The organism is uncultured Nostoc sp., from assembly GCF_937863485.1.
Lineage (GTDB): Bacteria > Cyanobacteriota > Cyanobacteriia > Cyanobacteriales > Nostocaceae > Nostoc.
In genome coordinates, this window is sequence record NZ_CALMFY010000075.1 from 23,285 (window position 1) to 42,884 (window position 19,600).

General features: G+C 42.7%; 18 protein-coding genes, 1 other RNA gene and 2 pseudogenes. 7 read left to right on the plus strand and 14 right to left on the minus strand.

The window, feature by feature from the left end:
• Positions 1 to 888: 888 nt before the first annotated feature.
• Complete coding sequence (locus Q0541_RS10085) at positions 889 to 1,344, plus strand: helix-turn-helix domain-containing protein (protein WP_298909020.1); 456 nt, start codon at positions 889 to 891, stop codon at positions 1,342 to 1,344.
• 584 nt (positions 1,345 to 1,928) lie between these two features.
• Here the strand turns inward: Q0541_RS10085 and ssrA are convergent.
• The 9 genes from ssrA to Q0541_RS10130 all read right to left on the minus strand — a co-directional run bounded on the left by ssrA (position 1,929) and on the right by Q0541_RS10130 (position 9,014).
• Positions 1,929 to 2,318, minus strand: a transfer-messenger RNA (tmRNA) gene (ssrA, locus tag Q0541_RS10090).
• Positions 2,319 to 2,468: 150 nt separating this feature from the next.
• Complete coding sequence (locus tag Q0541_RS10095; protein WP_298909022.1) at positions 2,469 to 3,416, minus strand: F0F1 ATP synthase subunit gamma; 948 nt, start codon at positions 3,414 to 3,416, stop codon at positions 2,469 to 2,471.
• Between the two features lie 92 nt (positions 3,417 to 3,508).
• Entirely contained in the window at positions 3,509 to 5,029 is a 1,521-nt protein-coding gene (gene atpA / locus Q0541_RS10100; protein ID WP_298909024.1) for a F0F1 ATP synthase subunit alpha, read from the minus strand.
• 166 nt (positions 5,030 to 5,195) lie between these two features.
• Complete coding sequence (gene atpH / locus Q0541_RS10105) at positions 5,196 to 5,750, minus strand: ATP synthase F1 subunit delta (protein WP_298909027.1); 555 nt, start codon at positions 5,748 to 5,750, stop codon at positions 5,196 to 5,198.
• A complete protein-coding gene (locus tag Q0541_RS10110) occupies positions 5,747 to 6,319 on the minus strand; it encodes a F0F1 ATP synthase subunit B (protein ID WP_298909030.1) in 573 nt (190 codons plus the stop codon). Before Q0541_RS10110 ends, atpH begins: the two co-directional genes overlap by 4 nt.
• 240 nt (positions 6,320 to 6,559) lie before the next feature.
• Positions 6,560 to 6,991: a F0F1 ATP synthase subunit B' gene (locus Q0541_RS10115; protein ID WP_298909033.1), complete on the minus strand. Its 432-nt coding sequence runs from the start codon at positions 6,989 to 6,991 to the stop codon at positions 6,560 to 6,562.
• Positions 6,992 to 7,314: 323 nt separating this feature from the next.
• Positions 7,315 to 7,560: an ATP synthase F0 subunit C gene (gene atpE / locus Q0541_RS10120; RefSeq protein WP_012411162.1), complete on the minus strand. Its 246-nt coding sequence runs from the start codon at positions 7,558 to 7,560 to the stop codon at positions 7,315 to 7,317.
• Positions 7,561 to 7,709: 149 nt separating this feature from the next.
• Positions 7,710 to 8,471, minus strand: coding sequence for a F0F1 ATP synthase subunit A (atpB, locus tag Q0541_RS10125; protein ID WP_012411161.1), 762 nt, complete (start codon positions 8,469 to 8,471; stop codon positions 7,710 to 7,712).
• Positions 8,472 to 8,531: 60 nt separating this feature from the next.
• On the minus strand, positions 8,532 to 9,014 hold the full coding sequence (locus Q0541_RS10130; protein WP_298909052.1) for an ATP synthase subunit I: 483 nt from the start codon (positions 9,012 to 9,014) through the stop codon (positions 8,532 to 8,534).
• Between the two features lie 326 nt (positions 9,015 to 9,340).
• Here Q0541_RS10130 and Q0541_RS10135 point away from each other — a divergent pair, with 326 nt between their 5' ends.
• Entirely contained in the window at positions 9,341 to 9,484 is a 144-nt protein-coding gene (locus Q0541_RS10135) for a hypothetical protein (protein WP_298909055.1), read from the plus strand.
• 37 nt (positions 9,485 to 9,521) lie between these two features.
• On the opposite strand, the gene Q0541_RS10140 is transcribed toward Q0541_RS10135, so the two are convergent.
• Both Q0541_RS10140 and Q0541_RS34395 read right to left on the minus strand, forming a co-directional pair.
• Positions 9,522 to 10,703 (minus strand): class I SAM-dependent methyltransferase, encoded by a 1,182-nt coding sequence (locus Q0541_RS10140; RefSeq protein ID WP_298909058.1) that lies wholly within the window; start codon positions 10,701 to 10,703, stop codon positions 9,522 to 9,524.
• A gap of 83 nt (positions 10,704 to 10,786) precedes the next feature.
• Positions 10,787 to 11,079 (minus strand): annotated as a pseudogene (locus Q0541_RS34395) (XisI protein).
• Positions 11,080 to 11,277: 198 nt separating this feature from the next.
• Between Q0541_RS34395 and Q0541_RS10155 the strand changes: the two are divergent.
• The 3 genes from Q0541_RS10155 to Q0541_RS10165 all read left to right on the plus strand — a co-directional run bounded on the left by Q0541_RS10155 (position 11,278) and on the right by Q0541_RS10165 (position 13,232).
• A complete protein-coding gene (locus tag Q0541_RS10155; protein ID WP_298909065.1) occupies positions 11,278 to 11,937 on the plus strand; it encodes a VWA domain-containing protein in 660 nt (219 codons plus the stop codon).
• A 10-nt stretch (positions 11,938 to 11,947) separates the two neighbouring features.
• Positions 11,948 to 12,730: a PP2C family serine/threonine-protein phosphatase gene (locus Q0541_RS10160; protein ID WP_298909068.1), complete on the plus strand. Its 783-nt coding sequence runs from the start codon at positions 11,948 to 11,950 to the stop codon at positions 12,728 to 12,730.
• Between the two features lie 118 nt (positions 12,731 to 12,848).
• Positions 12,849 to 13,232: a barstar family protein gene (locus Q0541_RS10165; protein ID WP_298909071.1), complete on the plus strand. Its 384-nt coding sequence runs from the start codon at positions 12,849 to 12,851 to the stop codon at positions 13,230 to 13,232.
• 22 nt (positions 13,233 to 13,254) lie between these two features.
• Here the strand turns inward: Q0541_RS10165 and Q0541_RS10170 are convergent, their stop codons facing one another.
• Entirely contained in the window at positions 13,255 to 13,677 is a 423-nt protein-coding gene (locus Q0541_RS10170; RefSeq protein WP_298909074.1) for a type II toxin-antitoxin system VapC family toxin, read from the minus strand.
• Between the two features lie 73 nt (positions 13,678 to 13,750).
• Positions 13,751 to 14,053, minus strand: coding sequence for a hypothetical protein (locus Q0541_RS10175; RefSeq protein WP_298909077.1), 303 nt, complete (start codon positions 14,051 to 14,053; stop codon positions 13,751 to 13,753).
• A gap of 95 nt (positions 14,054 to 14,148) precedes the next feature.
• Between Q0541_RS10175 and Q0541_RS10180 the strand changes: the two genes are divergently transcribed.
• A complete protein-coding gene (locus Q0541_RS10180) occupies positions 14,149 to 14,919 on the plus strand; it encodes a 2-phosphosulfolactate phosphatase (protein WP_298909080.1) in 771 nt (256 codons plus the stop codon).
• Here the strand turns inward: Q0541_RS10180 and Q0541_RS10185 are convergent, their stop codons facing one another.
• Complete coding sequence (locus Q0541_RS10185) at positions 14,920 to 15,450, minus strand: hypothetical protein (RefSeq protein ID WP_298909083.1); 531 nt, start codon at positions 15,448 to 15,450, stop codon at positions 14,920 to 14,922.
• Between the two features lie 538 nt (positions 15,451 to 15,988).
• Between Q0541_RS10185 and Q0541_RS10190 the strand changes: the two are divergent.
• Positions 15,989 to 19,300 (plus strand): annotated as a pseudogene (locus Q0541_RS10190) (phycobilisome rod-core linker polypeptide); the annotation flags it as partial.
• Positions 19,301 to 19,600 lie beyond the last annotated feature (300 nt).

Below are 19,600 nucleotides of genomic sequence, written 5' to 3' on the forward strand. Positions count from 1 at the left end.
TCCATCCAGGATTGTTATGCTAACCTTTATTTTGAGAATGACGGATGAGTGCTAAGGATATACCAGGATTTACAAACAGACTGTGTAATTGTGGTGGAAAATATTGGGCGATCGCAAAATTGATGTCTTAAGAGAATAAATTTAAATGTCAAATAGAAAAAGTTAGTTTTTTGAAGTCCTCTCTTATAACTAAGTAGGAAAAGTAGGAAAGGTAGGAAAGGTAGGAAAAATTTTTTACACCTTTTCAATACGCATCAAATAAGCTGTTGACACTGTTTTTCCCAATCGGTATTGAATATATTCTTGTCCCAACCAAGAATCTTGTTACGTAAAATATAAATTTTCTGTAAAGTCGATAAAATAGATGTCTTTTTGGAGATAATAAAAGCAAAGTTTCTGAGACGAGCGGAATAAAAAGAACTGAGCCTGTATATCTTTTTCTGCTCATTCAAGTATAAACTAGCGTAAAAATCATTTTTAAAGTTTCGATAAATGACCGTAACAATACGAATAATTTAATAATTTTAATGATACAGTTTTTTATTATCGACCTTAGGCACTAGTCAAGACAACGCCAACAAATTATTTTCATCATAGCCATAAGCTACAGCATCTGGCTATTTAATCTATATGCCCATACAAGCTAAGGGCGTCGTTTTTTATCTGCCTAACTTTTTACGAAAATTCATTACCGATGATAAATTACAAACTTTAATAATGTTCTCAAGCTAATACTTCGCCCCTAACAGCCATAAGGCTAAACTTCGGTATATTTAATACTTGTTGTTAAGTCTATAACTGTATTATTAAACACATGCCGGAGTAGATATAGAGGTGTGAATAGACATATACAATGCCAAAAATTGACTATGTGAAAGGTTATCGTTTATGGGATGCCGATTAAAAGTCTTTCTAACTGACGAAGAAAAGCTGACTTTAGAAGAATTGAGAAAAGCCAAAGATGTTCCTCAACGTACCAAGGATCGTGCTCAAGTTTTACTGCTGAATACTCGCGGCTTAAAAAATGAGCAAATCGCTAAAGGCTTAAACTGGGCGATTTCAACAGTACGTCAAACCCTTCATCGCTGGGAAAAGATGGGTTTAGCAGGTCTATGGGATGCCCCTGGTCGAGGAGGAAAACCCCGATATTCCGAATCAGACTTGGTTTATCTAGAAAATTGTTTAGCTCAAGAGCCACAAACTTATAACTCTAAACAACTGGCAAAAAAACTGGCATCTGAGCGTCAAGTAAGCTTGAGTGCAGACCGATTACGACGGGTACTTAAAAAAAGGGGAAGGAGGTTTGGAAGCGCACGCAAACAACCTCAGGAACAGAATAATTAGCAGGGCTATTTCATTCTCATCTAGCCCGCCTCAGAATGAATTCACCAGTCTAATAGCGAAAGTAGTCTTTAGACCAATACGCTTAGGTTAAGGATATTTGTAGATTGGGTTGAACGTAAATGCTGGAGGCGGCTTAAGGCAGGGTAGTGAAACCCAACAAACTATAGAAAAATGTCTGGTTACCCTGCCTTAAGCCCCTTTGGGTCTACGTTCCTCAAACGCCACTTGCTTGGTTGTCGGAAAATCGCAGACGCTCGATGACTCGCTACCGCTTCGCTATGCGCTAAAGCGTCTCCCCTTCTCCCAAAGGGAGAGGCTAGCGCCTGCCGTAGGATGCCCAAAGGGCTGTAGGGAGAAGGGCGCAGCGGCTCCCCAACCTACGCAGGTTAGATTTTTGGCTTTAACCCAAGCGTATTGGTCTAAAGACGACTGAGAAGAGGTTATAGTCCGTTAAAACGGACTTTAGTTCTGGGCGGTTGATGTCTAGAACAAAATAGTCCTGGAATAATTAGCTGAATAAAAATAACTGATAAAACAAAATCCACCTAAACATTAAAGTGTTTGGTGGACTTGTTATTTATTCTTAGTGGATCCGAGCAGAGTCGAACTGCTGTCCAAATTGGGTATTGACTCCCCGCTCATTCACAGGTTTAGCCTTTCTGACCCTCAAGGCGGGAATCGTTCATTATCCCGAACGTAGGATGCTCTGATTTAATCTTAGCCAGCAAGCCAACCAGAGAACGCTTGCTAGAGCATCCGTTGGGGTTTGGTCTTCAGTCCTTAACGGAGTCAAACTAAAGACGCTCGAACCTATAAGAGGTGTTTAGGCTGCTACTAGAGCAGGCTTACGAGCAAAGTTAACGATGTTATTCGCATTTACTTTTTGTTTGAGCCTTTGATTTCCGAGAGGAGACTCACTCTCGACCTGAATCACAGAGCAGCGTTCGCCAACCTGTCGAAACCGTGACGGACCCATGCGCTTCATACTTTAATTATAATACGCGATTTGTAATTCGTAATTATCAAAGTCAGGATATATGCCTCCAATTACTCAAAATAGCCAATCGCTAATTTTAAAATCATTAGCAATTGGCTATTTGCCATGAGCGACAATAAGTATTTTCCTAAGTTAGTGCTTCAGCACCACCAACAACTTCAAGGAGTTCTTGGGTGATTGCAGCTTGTCGGGCTTTGTTGTAAGACAGGGTGAGGGTGTTAATCAGTTCACCCGCATTTTCGCTGGCATTACTCATGGCTGTCATCCGGGCTGCTAGTTCACTAGCCGCCGATTCTTGCAGCGCTCGCAATAGCTGGTTACTCAGATACAGGGGCAACAGAGAATCGAGAATCTGTACTGGATCTTGCTCGAAAATCATGTCAGGAGCCAACGCACGGGCTTGGTTAGTCACTTTTTCCCGTTCTACTTCAAATTTACCGCCACGGGTTGTCAAGCGGAAGATTTCGTCATCGGCTGCTTCTAAGCCTTGAGTATCTAGCGGAAGTAGGGTTTGCACCACGGGACGGGAGCTAACCAAGGAAAGGAATCTGGTATAAATTAATTCGATGCGGTCTACTTTTTCCGATAGAAATAAGGAAAGTAGTTGATCGGCAATCTGATTGGCTTCCGCAGCGGTAGGGATTTGCTCTAAGCCACCGTAAGTAGCATCAATGGGCTGATTGCGGCGTTGAAAGTACTGTGTAGCTTTGCGTCCAACGAGCACAAATTGATAGTCTAAACCTTCTGCCTTAATTTCTTTGGCGCGGTTTTCTGCACGACGGATAACATTATTATTGTAGCCGCCGCATAGACCGCGATCGCCTGAAATTACCAACAGCCCGACTGACTTAACTTCCCGTTTTTTTAGCAGTGGCAGGTTTGCTTCTTCAAATCGTAGACGGCTTTGCAAACCATACAATACTTGTGCCAAGCGATCGGCAAAGGGGCGAGTCGCTAGCACTTGTTCTTGCGCCCGACGCACTCTAGCCGCAGCTACCAGGCGCATGGCTTCTGTGATTTTTTTGGTGTTTTTGACCGACTGAATGCGATCGCGTATTGCTTTTAGATTGGCCATAATTCGATTTTAGATTTTAGATTTTAGATTTTAGACTTGGGGTTTCGGATTTTAGATTTAATCCGAAATCCAAAATCCAAAATCCAAAATTGCTATGCTGTAGCTTTGAAGGTCTTCTTGTATTCGGTGAGTGCTTCCTTCAAGGCAACTTCTTCTGCATCACCTAGTGCTTTAGAGCCTTGTACTCCTTGCACATACTGTGGTTTACCAGTCTTTAAGTACTCGCGCAGACCTTTGGTGAAGGTGGTTACTTGATTTACAGGTACATCATCCAAGTAACCATTGATACCAGCATACAAAATTGCTACTTGCTCGTATACTGATAGTGGCGAATTTTGTGGCTGCTTCAGGAGTTCGCGCAACCGTTGACCGCGTGCCAACTGGTCTTGAGTAGCTTTATCTAAGTCGGAAGCAAATTGAGCGAAGGCTTGCAGGTCGTCAAATTGTGCCAGTTCCAATTTAATTTTACCGGCAACTTTTTTCATTGCCTTGGTTTGCGCCGCCGAACCTACGCGGGATACGGAAATACCAGGGTTTACAGCGGGACGGATACCAGCGTTAAACAGGTCAGAAGACAGGAATATCTGACCATCGGTAATGGAAATTACGTTTGTAGGGATGTATGCCGAAACGTCACCAGCTTGAGTTTCGATGATTGGTAGAGCGGTCATACTGCCTTTACCTAATTCGTCACTCAGCTTTGCTGCTCTTTCTAGTAAGCGGGAGTGGATGTAGAATACATCTCCAGGGTAAGCTTCGCGTCCGGGTGGACGACGCAGCAACAGGGACATTTGGCGATAAGCTTGGGCTTGCTTGGAGAGGTCATCGTAAATAACTAGGGTAGCTTTACCCTTGTACATGAAGTACTCAGCGATGGTTGCACCTGTATAGGGAGCTAGGTATTGCAGGGTTGCTGGTTCACTGGCGCTAGCGGCAACGACGACGGTGTAATCCATCGCGCCTTTTTCTTGCAATGTCTGCACCACGTTAGCAACTGTGGAAGCCTTTTGACCGATCGCAACGTAGACACAAATTACATCTTCTTCTTTTTGGTTGATGATTGTGTCGATCGCGATCGCAGTTTTGCCGGTTTGCCGGTCACCAATAATCAATTCGCGCTGACCGCGACCGATGGGAATCATTGAGTCAATAGCTGTGATCCCCGTTTGCATGGGTTCGTGTACAGACCGACGAGCAATGATACCGGGTGCTGGAGATTCAATCAAACGGCTTTCTGAGGATTTGATGTCTCCCTTCCCATCAATGGGACGACCCAAGGCGTCTACAACTCGTCCAATTAAGGCTTCTCCTACTGGCACCTGGGCAATTCTACCAGTCGCAGTTACGGAGCTACCTTCTTGAATTTCTATCCCTTCACCCATAAGCACCGCGCCCACATTGTCTTCTTCCAAGTTCTGGGCGATGCCAATTGTACCGTCTTCAAATTCTAAGAGTTCCCCAGCCATTGCCTTTTCGAGACCATAGATCCGGGCAATACCGTCACCAACTTGTAGGACAGTACCAACGTTAGCAACTTTGACCTCTTGATCGTATTGCTCGATTTGTTGTTGGATTATGCTGCTAATTTCGTCAGGTCTAATTGATATGCTCATGTGTCTATCTTTTTTGCTTTCGAGACGGAAAAATTCAATAGTTAGGAGTGATGAGTTAAAAAAGCAAAGGTTAAAAGTTAAAAGTCAAAATAAATTACTGTTTACTTAACTCCTAACTCCTAACTCCTGTACAGACGCGATTAATCGCGTCTCTACTCCTAACTTTCTAGCTATTAGTTAAGCGCAATGAAAGGCGGCGCAACTGACCCCGGATACTGGCATCAATTACCTGCGAACCTACTTTAATGATTACACCACCAATTAACTCACTGTCTACCTTGGTTTCTATTTCTACCTGGCGAGCATTAGTTATGGCAATCACCTTTTCTGTAATTGCCTGCTGTTGAGCTTCTGTGAGGGGAACGGCTGAAATCACTTCCGCTAATACGGTTTGATTCAGCTGCCGCAACAGCGCCAGATACTGTTGAAAAATTGATTCCAAGAATGCAATGCGGCGTTTGTCTACTAGTATTAGCAAAAAATTGCGTAAGTAGGGGTTAGCGCCTTCACCGAGTATTTGTTTGATTAGAGATTTTTTGTTCTCAGACTGAATAAACGGGTTGCTGAAGAAGTTTTGTAGCTGTTTGTCTGCCCTGAGCAAACCCAGGAAAGTCCGCGCATCTTCCCCGAACTCTTCTGTCAAATTTTTCGATTGCGCTATTGACAAAAGTGCCTGTGCGTAAGGCTGGGCTACTTCGCCTGTTGCTACTTTGCTTGTCATACATTGCCTCCGAGTTGTGCGATGCTGCGGTCAATTAAACCTTGTTGAGCATCGTCGGCAATCCCGCCTTTGAGTTGCGATTCGACTTTTTGCAATGCTAGAGTAGCTACCCGTTGCCGCAGTTGAGCGATCGCTCGCTCGGTTTCAGTGTTTAAATCTGCTGCTGCTGTTTGTTTCAAGCGTTCTACGTCTTGCACTGCCTTCGCCAACAAGTCTTCTTTCGCCTTTTGGGCGTTTTCTGTGGCAGATTGGCGGATGCGTTGTGCCTCTGCCTGAGATTGCTTCAACTGTTCTTGCGCTTGGGAAAGGGCAGTTGAAGCCTCTTTTAAGCGCCCTTCTGCTTCCTGAATTGCGGTGGCAATATTGGATTGTCGCTCGTTCAGGATATTGCTTAAAACTTTACGTCCGAAGTAGAATAGTATGCCAACTAGAATCGCTAGATTGATCAGATTGGTTTCAAAAATGTCTAGGTTTAGACCGAAACCACCTTCTGCTGCGCCTTCTGCCAATTCAGAGTGAACAGCGCTCGCTTCTGCGGCAAGTAATAACAATGTCCCCATGATACCCATTTACAAGTGCGCTGCTCGCTTGCTAATACGTTGTATTTTCCCGTAGGGAAATTAAGTATCTTTCCCCCGTAGGGAAATTAAGTATCTTTCCCCCGTAGGGAAATTAAGTATCTTTCCCCCGTAAGGAAATTAAGTATCTTTCCTCCGAAGGGGAAAAAGTGCCTTTTTTTGACACTTAATTAAGCGCTCTGGACTAGGCTCCAGTTGCGCGTATGCTTTTACAGAACCAGTCTTGTTAGCTTATCTAACTGGAGTTGGCCCCAATAGTTTTTCTAGAATCTGCCTGCTGAGAGCATCAACTTGTTGCTCTAAGGTGCGAAAAGCTTCCTGCTTTTGTTGTTCTATTTCAACAGCAGCTTGTTCTCGTTGAGACTGAGCTTCCTTTTGGGCCTCAGCTATTTTCTCGGCAGTAATTTTCTTAGCTTCAAGTTGAGCTGCTTCTAGGGTAGCTTGCGATTGTTTGCGAGCTTCTGCGAGTTGCTGCTCATATTCGGTAGCCAAGCGCTCGGCTTTAGCCAAGCTCTCCCGCGCCTCAAGGGTATTCGTTCGGATATAATTATCGCGATCGTCTAGTACCTTGGTCAGTGGCTTATAGAAAATTGCATTTAACAAGGCTGCCAATAGCAGGAATTGCAATGCCATGAAGGGCAAGGTAGCATCGAAATCAAACATTTCTCTCCTCTTTGGCTGGAGTAGCAGTTTTCATGGCTAGCAACATCATCCAACCTTTCATATTTTAGAAACCCATAGCCAACAAGGGTCAAGTAATTTTGGACTTTAGATTGACGATAGCGTAGCCTTAGCGACGTAGAAGCGTCTTTTAGATTTTAGAGCAGGCATAGCTCAGGGGCATGTACCGAAAACTCTTGATAATCCAAAATCCAAAATCCAAAATCGGTAGTCAATTGAACATTAGAACTATTAAGATACCCAAAATATTTCGATTGTAGAGGCGTGATCACTCACGACTCCACACTTACAAAAACTTTAAGGTATTAGCCGAAGGGATTAGCAAACAGCAATACTAGGGCAATCACTAGACCATAGATAGTCAAGGATTCCATGAATGCCAAGGTTAATAGCAGAGTACCGCGAATTTTTCCTTCTGCTTCAGGTTGACGGGCAATACCTTCTACTGCTTGTCCAGCAGCATTTCCTTGACCAATACCAGGGCCAATTGCAGCTAAACCAATCGCTAAAGCAGCAGCGAGAACTGAAGCAGCCTGCACTAATGGATCCATGTTGATTTTCCTTGCTTTGATTACAAAACTAACAGACATTACGTTAACGACTAGAGACGTGTTTTTCACGCTGCACCGAGTTCTTCAGATCGCGCTTTGCGATGTTTTGAGCGAAAATGCTCTTGGAACTGTGCTATCAACTGAGAAGTTTAATGCTCCTCATGTTCTTCTCCACCATGTCCCTCCATGGCCTCATGAATGTATGCTCCGGCTAGGGTGGCAAAAACCAGGGCTTGAATGGCACTGGTAAATAAACCTAAGGCCATTACAGGCAGAGGTACAAATAGAGGAACTAGCAGCACCAGTACCGCAACTACCAGTTCATCCGCCAAAATATTACCAAATAGACGGAAGCTTAGGGAGAGGGGCTTGGTGAAATCTTCGAGAATTGCGATCGGCAATAGAACAGGTGTTGGCTCTATATATTTCTTAAAGTAGCCCAAACCCCGTTTGCTAAAACCTGCGTAAAAGTACGCTAAGGAGGTTAGCAGTGCCAATGCAACAGTCGTATTGATGTCATTGGTGGGAGCTGCCAATTCGCCTGAAGGTAGCTTGATGAGCTTCCAGGGAATTAGCGCACCTGACCAGTTCGAGACGAAAATAAACAAGAACAATGTGCCAATAAATGGCACCCAAGGGCGGTACTCTTTCTCACCAAGTTGGTTTTTTGCCAAATCCCGGATAAATTCTAGGGCGTATTCCATCAAATTTTGGATGCCCTTGGGAATTCTTTGTGCGTTGCGAGTAGCAGCAATTGAAGCCACTACTAAAATGCTAATCACAAACCATGAGGTGAGAAAAACTTGCCCATGAATTTTAAGATTGCCCAATTGCCAGTAGAAATGATGACCTACTTCTAATTCGGCGAGGGGAAAAGAATTAAAGGCGTTTAAGACACTAAGCATTTGCATTCTTCAAGCATTTTCCCCAACGAGCGAGGATGGGATTACTATCTTTGTGAGCCTGACTTTTTAAGAATCAGGAATGAACGCAATTTGCACCATATAAACGAGGAGCGTGGCTTTGTAAGTTAGAAATCCCAAAAATATGGGCAGAATTTGTAGCTCACGCCATTGAGTTGCCACAATTATGACTCCCATAAATAGAGCAAAACGAGTTTTGCTCAAACTGGTTTTCTCACTACCGAGCTGCTCAACGTCTCTAGCCAGCATTTTTAAGTAAACCACACCTGTACACGCCCCAATTAAATAATTTAGGGCAATGTTTAAGGAATAAAAAATCCACACAGAGATAAAAATAACCCCCGTCAAGACAAGCGTGATTACCAACAATCGCTGGAAGAGTTGATAGAACTCTTGCATAGAGTCACCTGATTCTGTATCTCCAGAACCAGTTTTAGCATCTTGTTGCGTTGTCGGAGTGGGCGCAATTGATTCGTCTGACAAGCTCACGAGACTTGAAACCAGTACAGCTAAATTATGATGACTGCACATTCAGTCAGCTGAATCATATCACGATCCGGTAACAATACTTTAGGAAAAAACAATTAACTTCTTGGCAACGTTAGACAGTCAGTAAAATCACGCTCCCAGAAGTGAGAGAGCGGCTGATGAGGTGAGGGACTGTGGGGGTGAATAATCAATAATCGCTGCCTGAAAATTCAAAATTTCTTCCAATTTCAGCTTTTTTGAGTGAATAGTTCTTCTCCAATGTCGTTACATAGCATCTTGCTGTTTGAATTAAGTCGGTATCAATAAAATCAACTGGTGCTTGAGGAGTGTATGGGCCTACCGCAAATCAGAAATCGTAGAGTAGCGGCTTGTCATTAAACATTGCACCACTGCTGAATTCCAAAAAACTCAAACTTTTGGGATGTACAATACCCCGTTTGTTGGGCACTTTCCTAATCTACATTAATTTGCCAAAAGTGGTGATGGGCGATCGCTCATCACCACGAGTATAAATTGCTTTTATTAACTCAGTAATGAAATGCAGTGTAATTAAGCAGGTGTCAACAAAATCAACTGCTGCCGGAGGAGCGTTTTCACCCCATCCAATCCCAGTTCTACACTTGCCAAAATCTCTGCAACTGTGGAATTACTATCACATCTTTGCATAAACTCAAACTCTGCTACTGATAAATTAACAATCTGGTAATCGTAATTAAAGAAACATTGACTAGGAAATCCTTCAATACAAGGATTAAGTTCGGGAATCGCAGCCAGTACGGCGTTATCGTTTGACCAGTCGGCTTTGATGAGGGGAGGACGACCCAGGAAAAACTCGTAATGAGTTACTTCTGGATCTAGTAATTCTATCAGACGATAAAGCTGGCGATCGCTCAATTCTTTTGCCCGTTCTACTAACTCTGGTGCTTTGCCCAAAAGTCTCTCCAAATCCCAAAAACTCGGATTCGAGAAACCAATAAACTCCAATCCCGAAGCATCTATTAATTCAAACAGCGTCTCAATGTTATAGTCAATTTCCTGAGGGTGAACGTACATATCGGCAAAGTGTTCATCCTTGTGGTTTTCTAACGACCAACGCTGTTTATCGGATTTGACAATTCGGTTATTTTCTGGTAAAGAGGAAAATATTTTTCGCCCGACTTGGACACCATCACGATAGTCGCCTTTTTTGTCACCTTGAAGAAGGGCGATCGCCTTTTGCATGAGTTGAATTTCCCAACGTCCCAACTCTCCGTACACAAAAATGTGCATTAAGCCACCTGGGGCTAACTTTTTCGCCAAAGCTTGAATACCGCGAATTGGATCAAGCGTATGGTGCAAAACGCCAACGCAGTTAATTAGATCAAACTCACCCGGTAACTGTTCCACATCAAACAAGCTGAGGTGATGAAATTCAACGCGGGTAGCCCCTGAACGCTGACAACGTTCTTTAGCTACAGCCAAAGCGCCTGTACTGAGGTCAATTCCCACAACAGAAGCCTGGGGATTGAGGTGAACCAGGTACTCCGTACTCACCCCTGTACCGCAACCTGCATCTAAAATCCGAATATCTTGCTTTTGGGGTTTTTGACCTGTGCAAAAATTATAAGCGGCTAGCCAATTCCAGCGCCAGTTATAGCCTGGAGGTGGTTCATCCAACAGGGCTTCCGGCGGAAAAGGGTAGGTATTGTAGAGTTTGGCAACAGCAGCACTGACATTTTGGGAATCGGACATGATGAGGAATAACGCAGCATTTCTGAGTTTAACGGATGGTGGCTGATTAGGGCAAAGGTTACTATTGCTTATTTCCTTGCTACTTATCCAACAGCAAAGTCAGGAAATTCGCGTTTATAAGGAGCGTGAAATTTTAATACAATATCTTCTTTAAGTACACCAGCAGCAATTAATTCATTAGCGATACCGATTTCTATACTATCTCTTTGTATCCAAATTTTGTTGTCTTTGATATCAACATGAATGATGACTCTATAAATTCTTCTTGTTCTTTCCAGCCAATATTTAAGACTTGATAATGATAGCGTTCTGTGTCAAAGAACAATTGAACTTCCATGCCATTAGCTACGTCATTTGCGGAATGGTTCTTTAAAATCTCTTAAATAATTTGAGAGTAATTTATTCCTTCCATAAAACAATGTCCTTCAGGTATACAGATAATTATGATCGCCATCAGCCCATATATTTTAAGCAGGAAACTTGTTTCAGTAAAAACACTAGTGTTTAAGTATTTATTAACTAATAAGATTTAATTTTAATTTTGTATAATAATTTACTTAATCAGGAGTATTCAATGGCTGTAGGAATGCCTGAATTCGTTGAAAATCCAGAAAATCGTTGCCCTGTAATTCTGTTACTCGATACTTCTGGGTCTATGTCAGGTCAGCCTATCCAAGAGTTAAATCGAGGACTTGCTGCTTTCAAAGCAGATGTACTAAAAGATTCCCAAGCATCGCTGAGTGTGGAAGTGGCCATGATTACATTTGGTCCTACAGTTAAACTCACGCAAGACTTTGTGACGATTGACCAATTTACACCGCCTATATTGGAAGTAGGTGGTGTTACCCCAATGGGTGCGGCGATTGAGTATGCTTTGGATTTTCTAGAGAACCGCAAACAGACTTATAAAGACAACGGTATTCTCTATTATCGCCCTTGGGTGTTTTTGATTACAGACGGAGCGCCAACTGACTCCTGGGATTCAGCCGCGCAAAGATTGAGACAAGCAGAAGCACAAAGCCGACTGTCATTTTTTGCGGTTGGTGTACAGGGTGCTGATATGAATATCCTCAAACAAATTTCTCCACCTCAACGTCCACCAGTTACGCTAAATGGCTTAAATTTTCGTGATATGTTTGTCTGGCTTTCTGCTTCGATGAAACGGGTTTCTAGTGGCAAAGTGGGGCAAGCTGTAGCTTTACCAGCTATGGGATGGGGTCAAATTAGTAGTTAGAGGAAATTTTGTGAATTGGAAAGCTGTTGCACGTTCAGAGATTGGAACAAGTCATCAAAAGCAGGGGATAGTTTGTCAAGATTATGGGAATTATTGCAGCTTTGGTGATGTGATTGTAGGCGCTGTTACTGATGGTGCTGGTAGTGCTAAACATTCTGATGTTGGTTCTAAGTTGGCGGTAGAAACAGTACTGAAATGCTTTTCTGATATTAATGAATTTCCTCATAAGCAAGCTTTTTCTCAATCACTTGACAAAGAAGAAGCTCAGAAAGTGTTTGCTAAGATCGTGAACCAAGTTATTACAGAATTACAGAAGCAAGCAGATGAAGGAGATTATTCTGTCAATGATTTAGCTTGTACGTTGTTGATTTTCGTGGCAACTCCTGACTGGCTTGCAGCTATGCAAATCGGAGATGGATTTATTGTGGCGCGTTCTCAAGATTCAGAATATCAACTGTTATTTCAGCCAGATAAAGGCGAGTTTGTCAATGAAACGACTTTTATCACTTCAGCAAATGCAGTCAAAGAAATGCAGGTAAAGGTTATTCCTGAAAAACAAGAGTTTATTTGTGCTTCCACTGATGGACTCGAAAAAGTAGCAATTCGCCTGAGCGACTGGGAACCTTTCTCACCTTTCTTTAAACCTTTGGAGGAATACTTGCACGAAACTGTTAATCCAGAGGATGAAAATAAATATCTGACGGAATTCCTCAACTCTGAACGGCTAAATTCTCGCACTGACGATGATAAAACTTTACTTTTGTGCTTGTTTGATGAGAGTAAAATTCAATGACAGTTCTCACCTGTACCAGTACGGGACAATCGATTACTCTGCTGGGTGAAGCGATCGCTGATAGTGGTGAAGGTTTTCAAGAAGTCATCTACTAGTCGTGATAAGTAAGGAGGAATATATGAGTGAATTTCTAAATATTTCGTCAATAGATATAAAACAAGGCATACGTGAAGCAGTGGAACAAATAGCCGCAGAACCAGGAACTAAAGTTTTTTATCTTGATGGTAAAAAAATTAATAGCAAAGAAACATTTTTAAGTAAAGCTGCTGAAGCAATGCAATTTCCTACATACTTTGGTGCTAACTGGGATGCTTTTGATGAATGTATCACCGATTTAACATGGTGTCCGTCTGAGAAATACGTAATATTATATGACCATGCTGATATATTTGCTCAAGCTGAACCGACACAGTACCAAATAGCATTGGATATTTTAAATTCCGCCAAAGAATACTGGGAAGCTAATAATATTAGTCTGAAGTTTTTAACTATAAACAAATAGGTGAATTTAGCCTTGAGACAAATTAAGATATAGTCCAATCTTCTAAGCGCAAATTAGTAACTTTCTTAAAATATTTCCAGTTGGGGGTTACTAAAATACCATTCACTGACAGCGTAATTGCTGCAATTCGCAAATCTTGTGTACCAATACGGATTCTTTGACGAATCAAGTCTTCGTAACAATTAATAGTATACTCGTCAAATCCTAGCGATCGCACGTTTTTGAAAAACTCTAAAGTAGCCTGTAACTTGGCGTAGGCTAATAGCAATGCATCAGATAAGGAAGCCTTTCTGATTACATTAAACCTCCCACGGAGTTGTTCTTCAACTGTAATTATTGTTATGGCAATGTCTTCAGAATTAACTGCATTAATACGCTGTGTGATAACTGGATGCAACTGTTGAAAAAGTGAGACGTGATCTGTATCAAGTATCCATAAAGTCACTTAGTTTCATTCTCCGCATCAAGTTGCTGATAATATTCCTCCATTTGTGCGTCAAGTTCACGGCGATCAGCTTCTATATATGCCAGTATCTCGTCAAATTGCGGTCATCCTTGAACATACCTGCAAATTTCATCCAAGGGTTTTCGGCTTTAGGTGCTTCAATTTCTAAAGTCACAATCTTGGCCGTTTCTAACCGAGTTTGCAAACTTTGACTGAGTTTTTCTATTGCTTCAGTTTCGGTATTTCCTAAACCTTCACAGTCTGGTAAACCTAACAATATTGCTTTAACTGTGCCATCTTGTTGATTTTCAATCAGCACATCATAACTTAACTTTGGTCTAGTTGTTAGAGGGGTACTTTTTACAGCTAAATTCATAATATTTTGATTTTTCAAATTTTATATTGATTATAACATTTAGGTCAATTTAGCCTTGAGACAAATTAAGATCACTGGCTTGGTTAATTTGTGGTTTGATTTTTATCATATTGTCTTTTGCGATCGCTCCAATGATTTACAACCAATCAGAGTTTAATTTACGCTGTGAATGGGGGCCACAAGGAGTTGCTCAACTCGCTCCTATCAGTGATGTAATTGTAATCGTTGACGTTCTCTCTTTTTCTACCTGCGTGGAAATTGCCACCAACAATGGTGCGATAATTTTTCCCTACGCTATGAGAGATGAATCTGTCATAAATTATGCTAAATCAGTGCGAGCAGAGTTAGCAAGTCATAGACAACGTTGGACTACAACAGGATATTTTCTCTCACCAAAATCGGTAGCTCAGATTCCTGCTGGAACTAGACTAGTTTTACCCTCACCTAATGGTTCTTTTCTGACTTTACATACTGGGAATACACCAACTTTGGCTGGTTGCTTGCGAAATTGCCAAGCTGTAGCGCAGTTTGCTCAAAAGTATGGTGATAAAATCGCTGTGATTCCTGCCGGTGAGAGGTGGAAAGATGATGCTAGCCTAAGACCTGCATTTGAAGATTTGATTGGTGCTGGGGCAATTCTCAGTTATTTACATGGTAGTTTATCACCAGAAGCCGAAGTGGCTGTGGCAACATTTCAAGCTTTCCAGCAGGATTTACTGGGATACTTAAAAAAATGCAGTTCTGGTAAAGAGTTGATTGCAAAGGGTTTTGAGTCAGATGTTGAACTCTCAGCTGCCAATAACGTTAGTGATTGCGTGCCTTTATTTACTAATAATGCTTATGTAAATTCCAGGCTACACACTTAATCAAAGGTCACATTGATTAGTTTGGCAATATTTGGCATTATTTATAAATTCTGGCAGATTTCTCAAGGGAATTATCTGAAATGATGACCCACCCTGCACCTGAGCAGTGATGTAAGCAAACTTTTGCCCACGATAAAACTGGTCACGACCAACTTTGGTGACATACCCAGACTTCTGGAAGTCATTGGCGATGTTGGAATTATAAATATTTTGTAACAGTTTGACCGCTTTGACATTTTTTGTGGTCAATTTGAGGCGATCGTCACCACTAACGGTTATTCCTTCTTTGGTCACTGTCCCATTTTGTTCTGTAACATCAGCATAAAAGTATAAATTCCCCTTTGTACCCTCATAACCGTGGGCTTCGCTGTTGTATCTCAGAGTTGGTAGTTGTGATCGAGTTTTTGCCCATTTAACAACGGTGCTGATATTTTGCTCTGGAAGCGCATTTGCAGGAGTGACAGCTAAAATAACTGTGATCGCACACAGAGTAGCATTGAATAAATAGTTAAATTTAAAACTTTTGTGCATAGTATTTTCCGGTTAAAGAATGCTGATAGCTAATGCTTAAACCACCACAATTTGAAAATTATTTCCCGGTTGGTGTTATTTCTTAACATTCAGTTATAAGTAGCAAAAATAACTTAGCATCGACTAATGACTACTGACCACTGACGTTGCTGGAGGGAATTTGGTTTCAACTGAGATTTTGCCCAAATTGCAATAATTATCGGGTGGATACTGCCATAAACATCAAAATCAAGGTTTTCGGCATCGGTAGACCATGCCTACCCTAGTACTGAGTTACAAAACTTATATTTTATCTCAGCAAATAAGAGTATCTATTTTTGAGATTGCATGGATAAAAGCTACAGGTTCTACACACTTCTTAATAAACCCGCCTTGAGAACGCAAAACGTTTTAATCTAAAAGCTAACTGGGTTAATTTACTGGCAGTTTTGCAGGCAGTACTCTCAAGCTCATATAGCACAGACACAGCGATGTGTCAAGCCTCAAAGCGACCCAGACTTAACACATAAACGATTATGATGGGAGTTTTACAAATCCGATGAGTGTTAAGGCGAGTGGTGGAAGCTCAGTTGCGCGTCCGCAACTATATCAAACCCTAGCTGTAGCGACAATTACCCAAGCCGAGCAGCAAGACCGCTTTTTGGGAAGTGGTGAACTAAATGAACTGGCAAGCTATTTTGCATCTGGTGCAAAGCGTCTAGAAATTTCCCAGAGGCTTACGGATAATGCCGAGATTATCGTATCTCGAGCTGCCAACCGGATTTTTGTCGGTGGTTCGCCAATGGCTTTTTTAGAAAAGCCCAGAGAAGTAGAAATAGTACCTGTTAGTGCTGGTGCTAATGTTCAACAAGGGATGCAACTGGGAACTGTAACCTACGTTGAAAGTCGTGGTGGGTTCCTAGAAAATTTACGTTCAATATTTAACTCATCCCCCAGTGGTCCAACACCTCCAGGGTTCAGACCAATTAACATTGCCCGTTATGGTCCGAGCAACATGGCCAAGAGCTTGCGGGATTTATCCTGGTTCTTGCGCTACGCTACTTATGCGATCGTTGCTGGAGACCCCAACATCATAGCGGTGAACACACGAGGTTTGCGGGAAATAATTGAAAATGCCTGCTCTGGTGAAGCAACGCTAGTAGCTTTGCAGGAAATCAAAGCCGGGTCACTTTCCTTTTTCCGCAATGATCCTGAGGCTACAGAGATTGTGTCTCAGTACATGGACGTTTTGCTAACAGAATTCAAAGCAGCCACACCTTCAAATAAACTGCGCCAACGCCCCTCTAGCGACCAGCAAGGGTTGGAACTACCGCAAATTTACTTTAATGCGGCAGAACGGCGTCCCAAGTTTGTGATGAAGACTGGGTTATCAAGTAGCGAAAAAAATGAGGTAATCAAGGCTGCATATCGGCAAATCTTTGAGCGCGATATTACCCGTGCTTATAGCTTGTCCATATCTGACCTAGAATCCAAGGTAAAAAATGGCGACATCTCCATGAAGGGGTTTGTCCGTCGTCTAGCTAAATCTCCACTTTACCAAAAACAGTTTTACCAGCCTTTTATTAACAGCCGAGTCATTGAACTAGCTTTCCGTCACATTCTGGGACGGGGGCCAAGTAGCCGAGAAGAAGTACAAAAATACTTCTCCATTATTTCTAATGGTGGTCTGCCAGCCTTAGTAGATGCCTTAGTAGATTCTGCTGAATACAGCGACTATTTTGGCGAAGAAACAGTACCCTACCTCCGGGGTCTGGGTCAAGAAGCACAAGAATGTCGCAACTGGGGCCTGCAGCAAGACCTGTTTAACTACAGTGCGCCTTTCCGCAAAATACCTCAGTTCATTACCACATTTGCTGCTTACGAACAACCGCTACCAGATCAGCATCCTTACGGTTCTGGGAATGACCCCTTGGAAATTCAGTTTGGGGCGATTTTCCCGAAAGAAACTCGCAACCCCAGCACCAGTCCGGCTCCTTTTGGTAAGGATACCAAGCGCATCCTAATTCACCAAGGAGCAGGGATTAATAACCAAAATAGTAATCCCAATGCGCGGGGTGAAGCTCCTGGTACCCTTGGGCCTAAGGTGTTCAAATTAGATCAACTGCCTGGTACTATTGGTAGAAAGGCTGCCAAAGGTTCTAGCGTCAGATTCTCCGAAAGCTCCACGCAAGCAGTGATTAGAGCTGCTTACCTACAAGTTTTCGGTCGTGATGTTTACGACGGTCAGCGGCAAAAGGTATTGGAAATCAAGCTGGAAAACGGCCAAATTTCCGTGCGGGAGTTTATCCGTGCTCTAGCTAAGTCGGATGTATTCCGCAATCTGTACTGGTCATCGCTGTATGTTTGTAAAGCGATCGAGTATATTCACCGCCGCTTGTTGGGTCGTCCGACTTATGGTCGTCAAGAAATCAACAAGTACTTTGACATCGCTGCCAAACAAGGCTTTTACGCAGTAGTTGATGCCATTATTAACAGCGTAGAATACAGCGAAGCATTTGGTGAAGATACAATCCCTTACGAACGGTATCTAACTCCTGGTGGTGTAGCAGGGCGACAATTGCGCGTTGGTAGCATTCGTGATGATGTTGCCGCGAAAATCCAGAAGGAAGTAACGCCGAGCTTTGTGACACTGGGTACAGTCACAGAAAAGCGCTCAGAACCAGATATTCAGTTCCGTATTAACCAAGGTGTTAGCAAGCAACGAGAACAAACCAAAATCTTCAAGCTGGTGGCCAATACCAGTGATAAAGTTGCAGTAAAAACCTTGATCAGCGCTGCGTATCGTCAGATATTTGAGCGGGATATTGCCCCCTACATTGCCAAAAACGAATTTACAAAATGGGAAAGCAAGCTGGGGAACGGCGAAATCAGCGTGAAGGAATTTATTGAAGGTTTGGGTTACTCTAACCTCTACCTGAAAGAGTTCTACACACCCTACCCCAACACCAAAGTGATTGAGTTGGGAACCAAACATTTCCTGGGACGTGCGCCACTAGACCAAGCAGAAATCCGCAAGTATAACCAGATTTTGGCTACTCAAGGTATTCGTGCTTTTATCGGTGCCCTGGTAGATAGTGTGGAATATAACCAGGTATTTGGTGAAGATACGGTACCTTACCGTCGCTTCCCGACCCTACCTGCGGCAAACTTCCCGAATACGGAGAAGTTGTACAACCAGCTTACCAAGCAAAACGATGACGTGGTTGTACCGAGCTTTAAGCCAGTACAAGCCCGCGTCGGAGTGAGTAATGATACAGCGCTTTCGATACAGGCGATCGCAGATATATCAGCGCAAACAAATGGTGTAAACCAGAGTCAGCCCTCATTTGCTGAACTAGGTCGTTCCTACAACGATGGTAGCGGACAATCCGTGGAGCTAGGTGTGCGTAAACATGCACGCATTTACCGTCTGGCAGAGAACGCTAATCAAACCGAAAGACAACAGGCAATCAACGCCATTTACTGTCAAGTGTTGGATGTTAGCGGTGAAGTGCCTGATAATTTCCGCCGTACTGACCTAGACAGCAAACTCCAGAATGGTGAAATTTCCGTCCGGGAGTTTGTGCGTGAACTAGCCAGTTCCCAAATCTATCGCCAGCGCTTCCACATACCTTATCCTCATGCCAAGGTAATTGAGTTCCTCTTCCGTCACCTGTTGGGGCGTACACCCACAACTCAGGAAGAAATTCGCCAGTATAAGAAGCTGCTAGCTGATAGTGGTTTGTCGGCTGCTGTAGAAGCAATAGTCGAAAGCCCAGAATATAGCCGCTACTTCGGTGAAGATGTTGTGCCTTACAACCGCTTCCCATCACTGATGGCAGGTAACTACCTCGGCAGTGTACAGGCGGCTGAATAGGGAATAGGGATTGGGGATTGGTGAGCGAGGAGTTAATTTTCTTCTCAATGCCCAATACCCAATATCCCTTCGTAACCTTTCGTAATATTGCTCTCAGATTACAGCGAAAACAGGGAATTCTGAAAAGCAATATTACAAAGTGTTAAGAGCAGTCATAAATGCTCAACAGAATGCCGGAAAATGTTTTGCGGAAGGTACACTGAGTTTAAAAGCTTGTGTACTTCTGTTGACTCAAGCAAACTCCTAATTCATTAGCTATAGCAGTTATTAAACTGTTGTATCTAAAAGAACTAG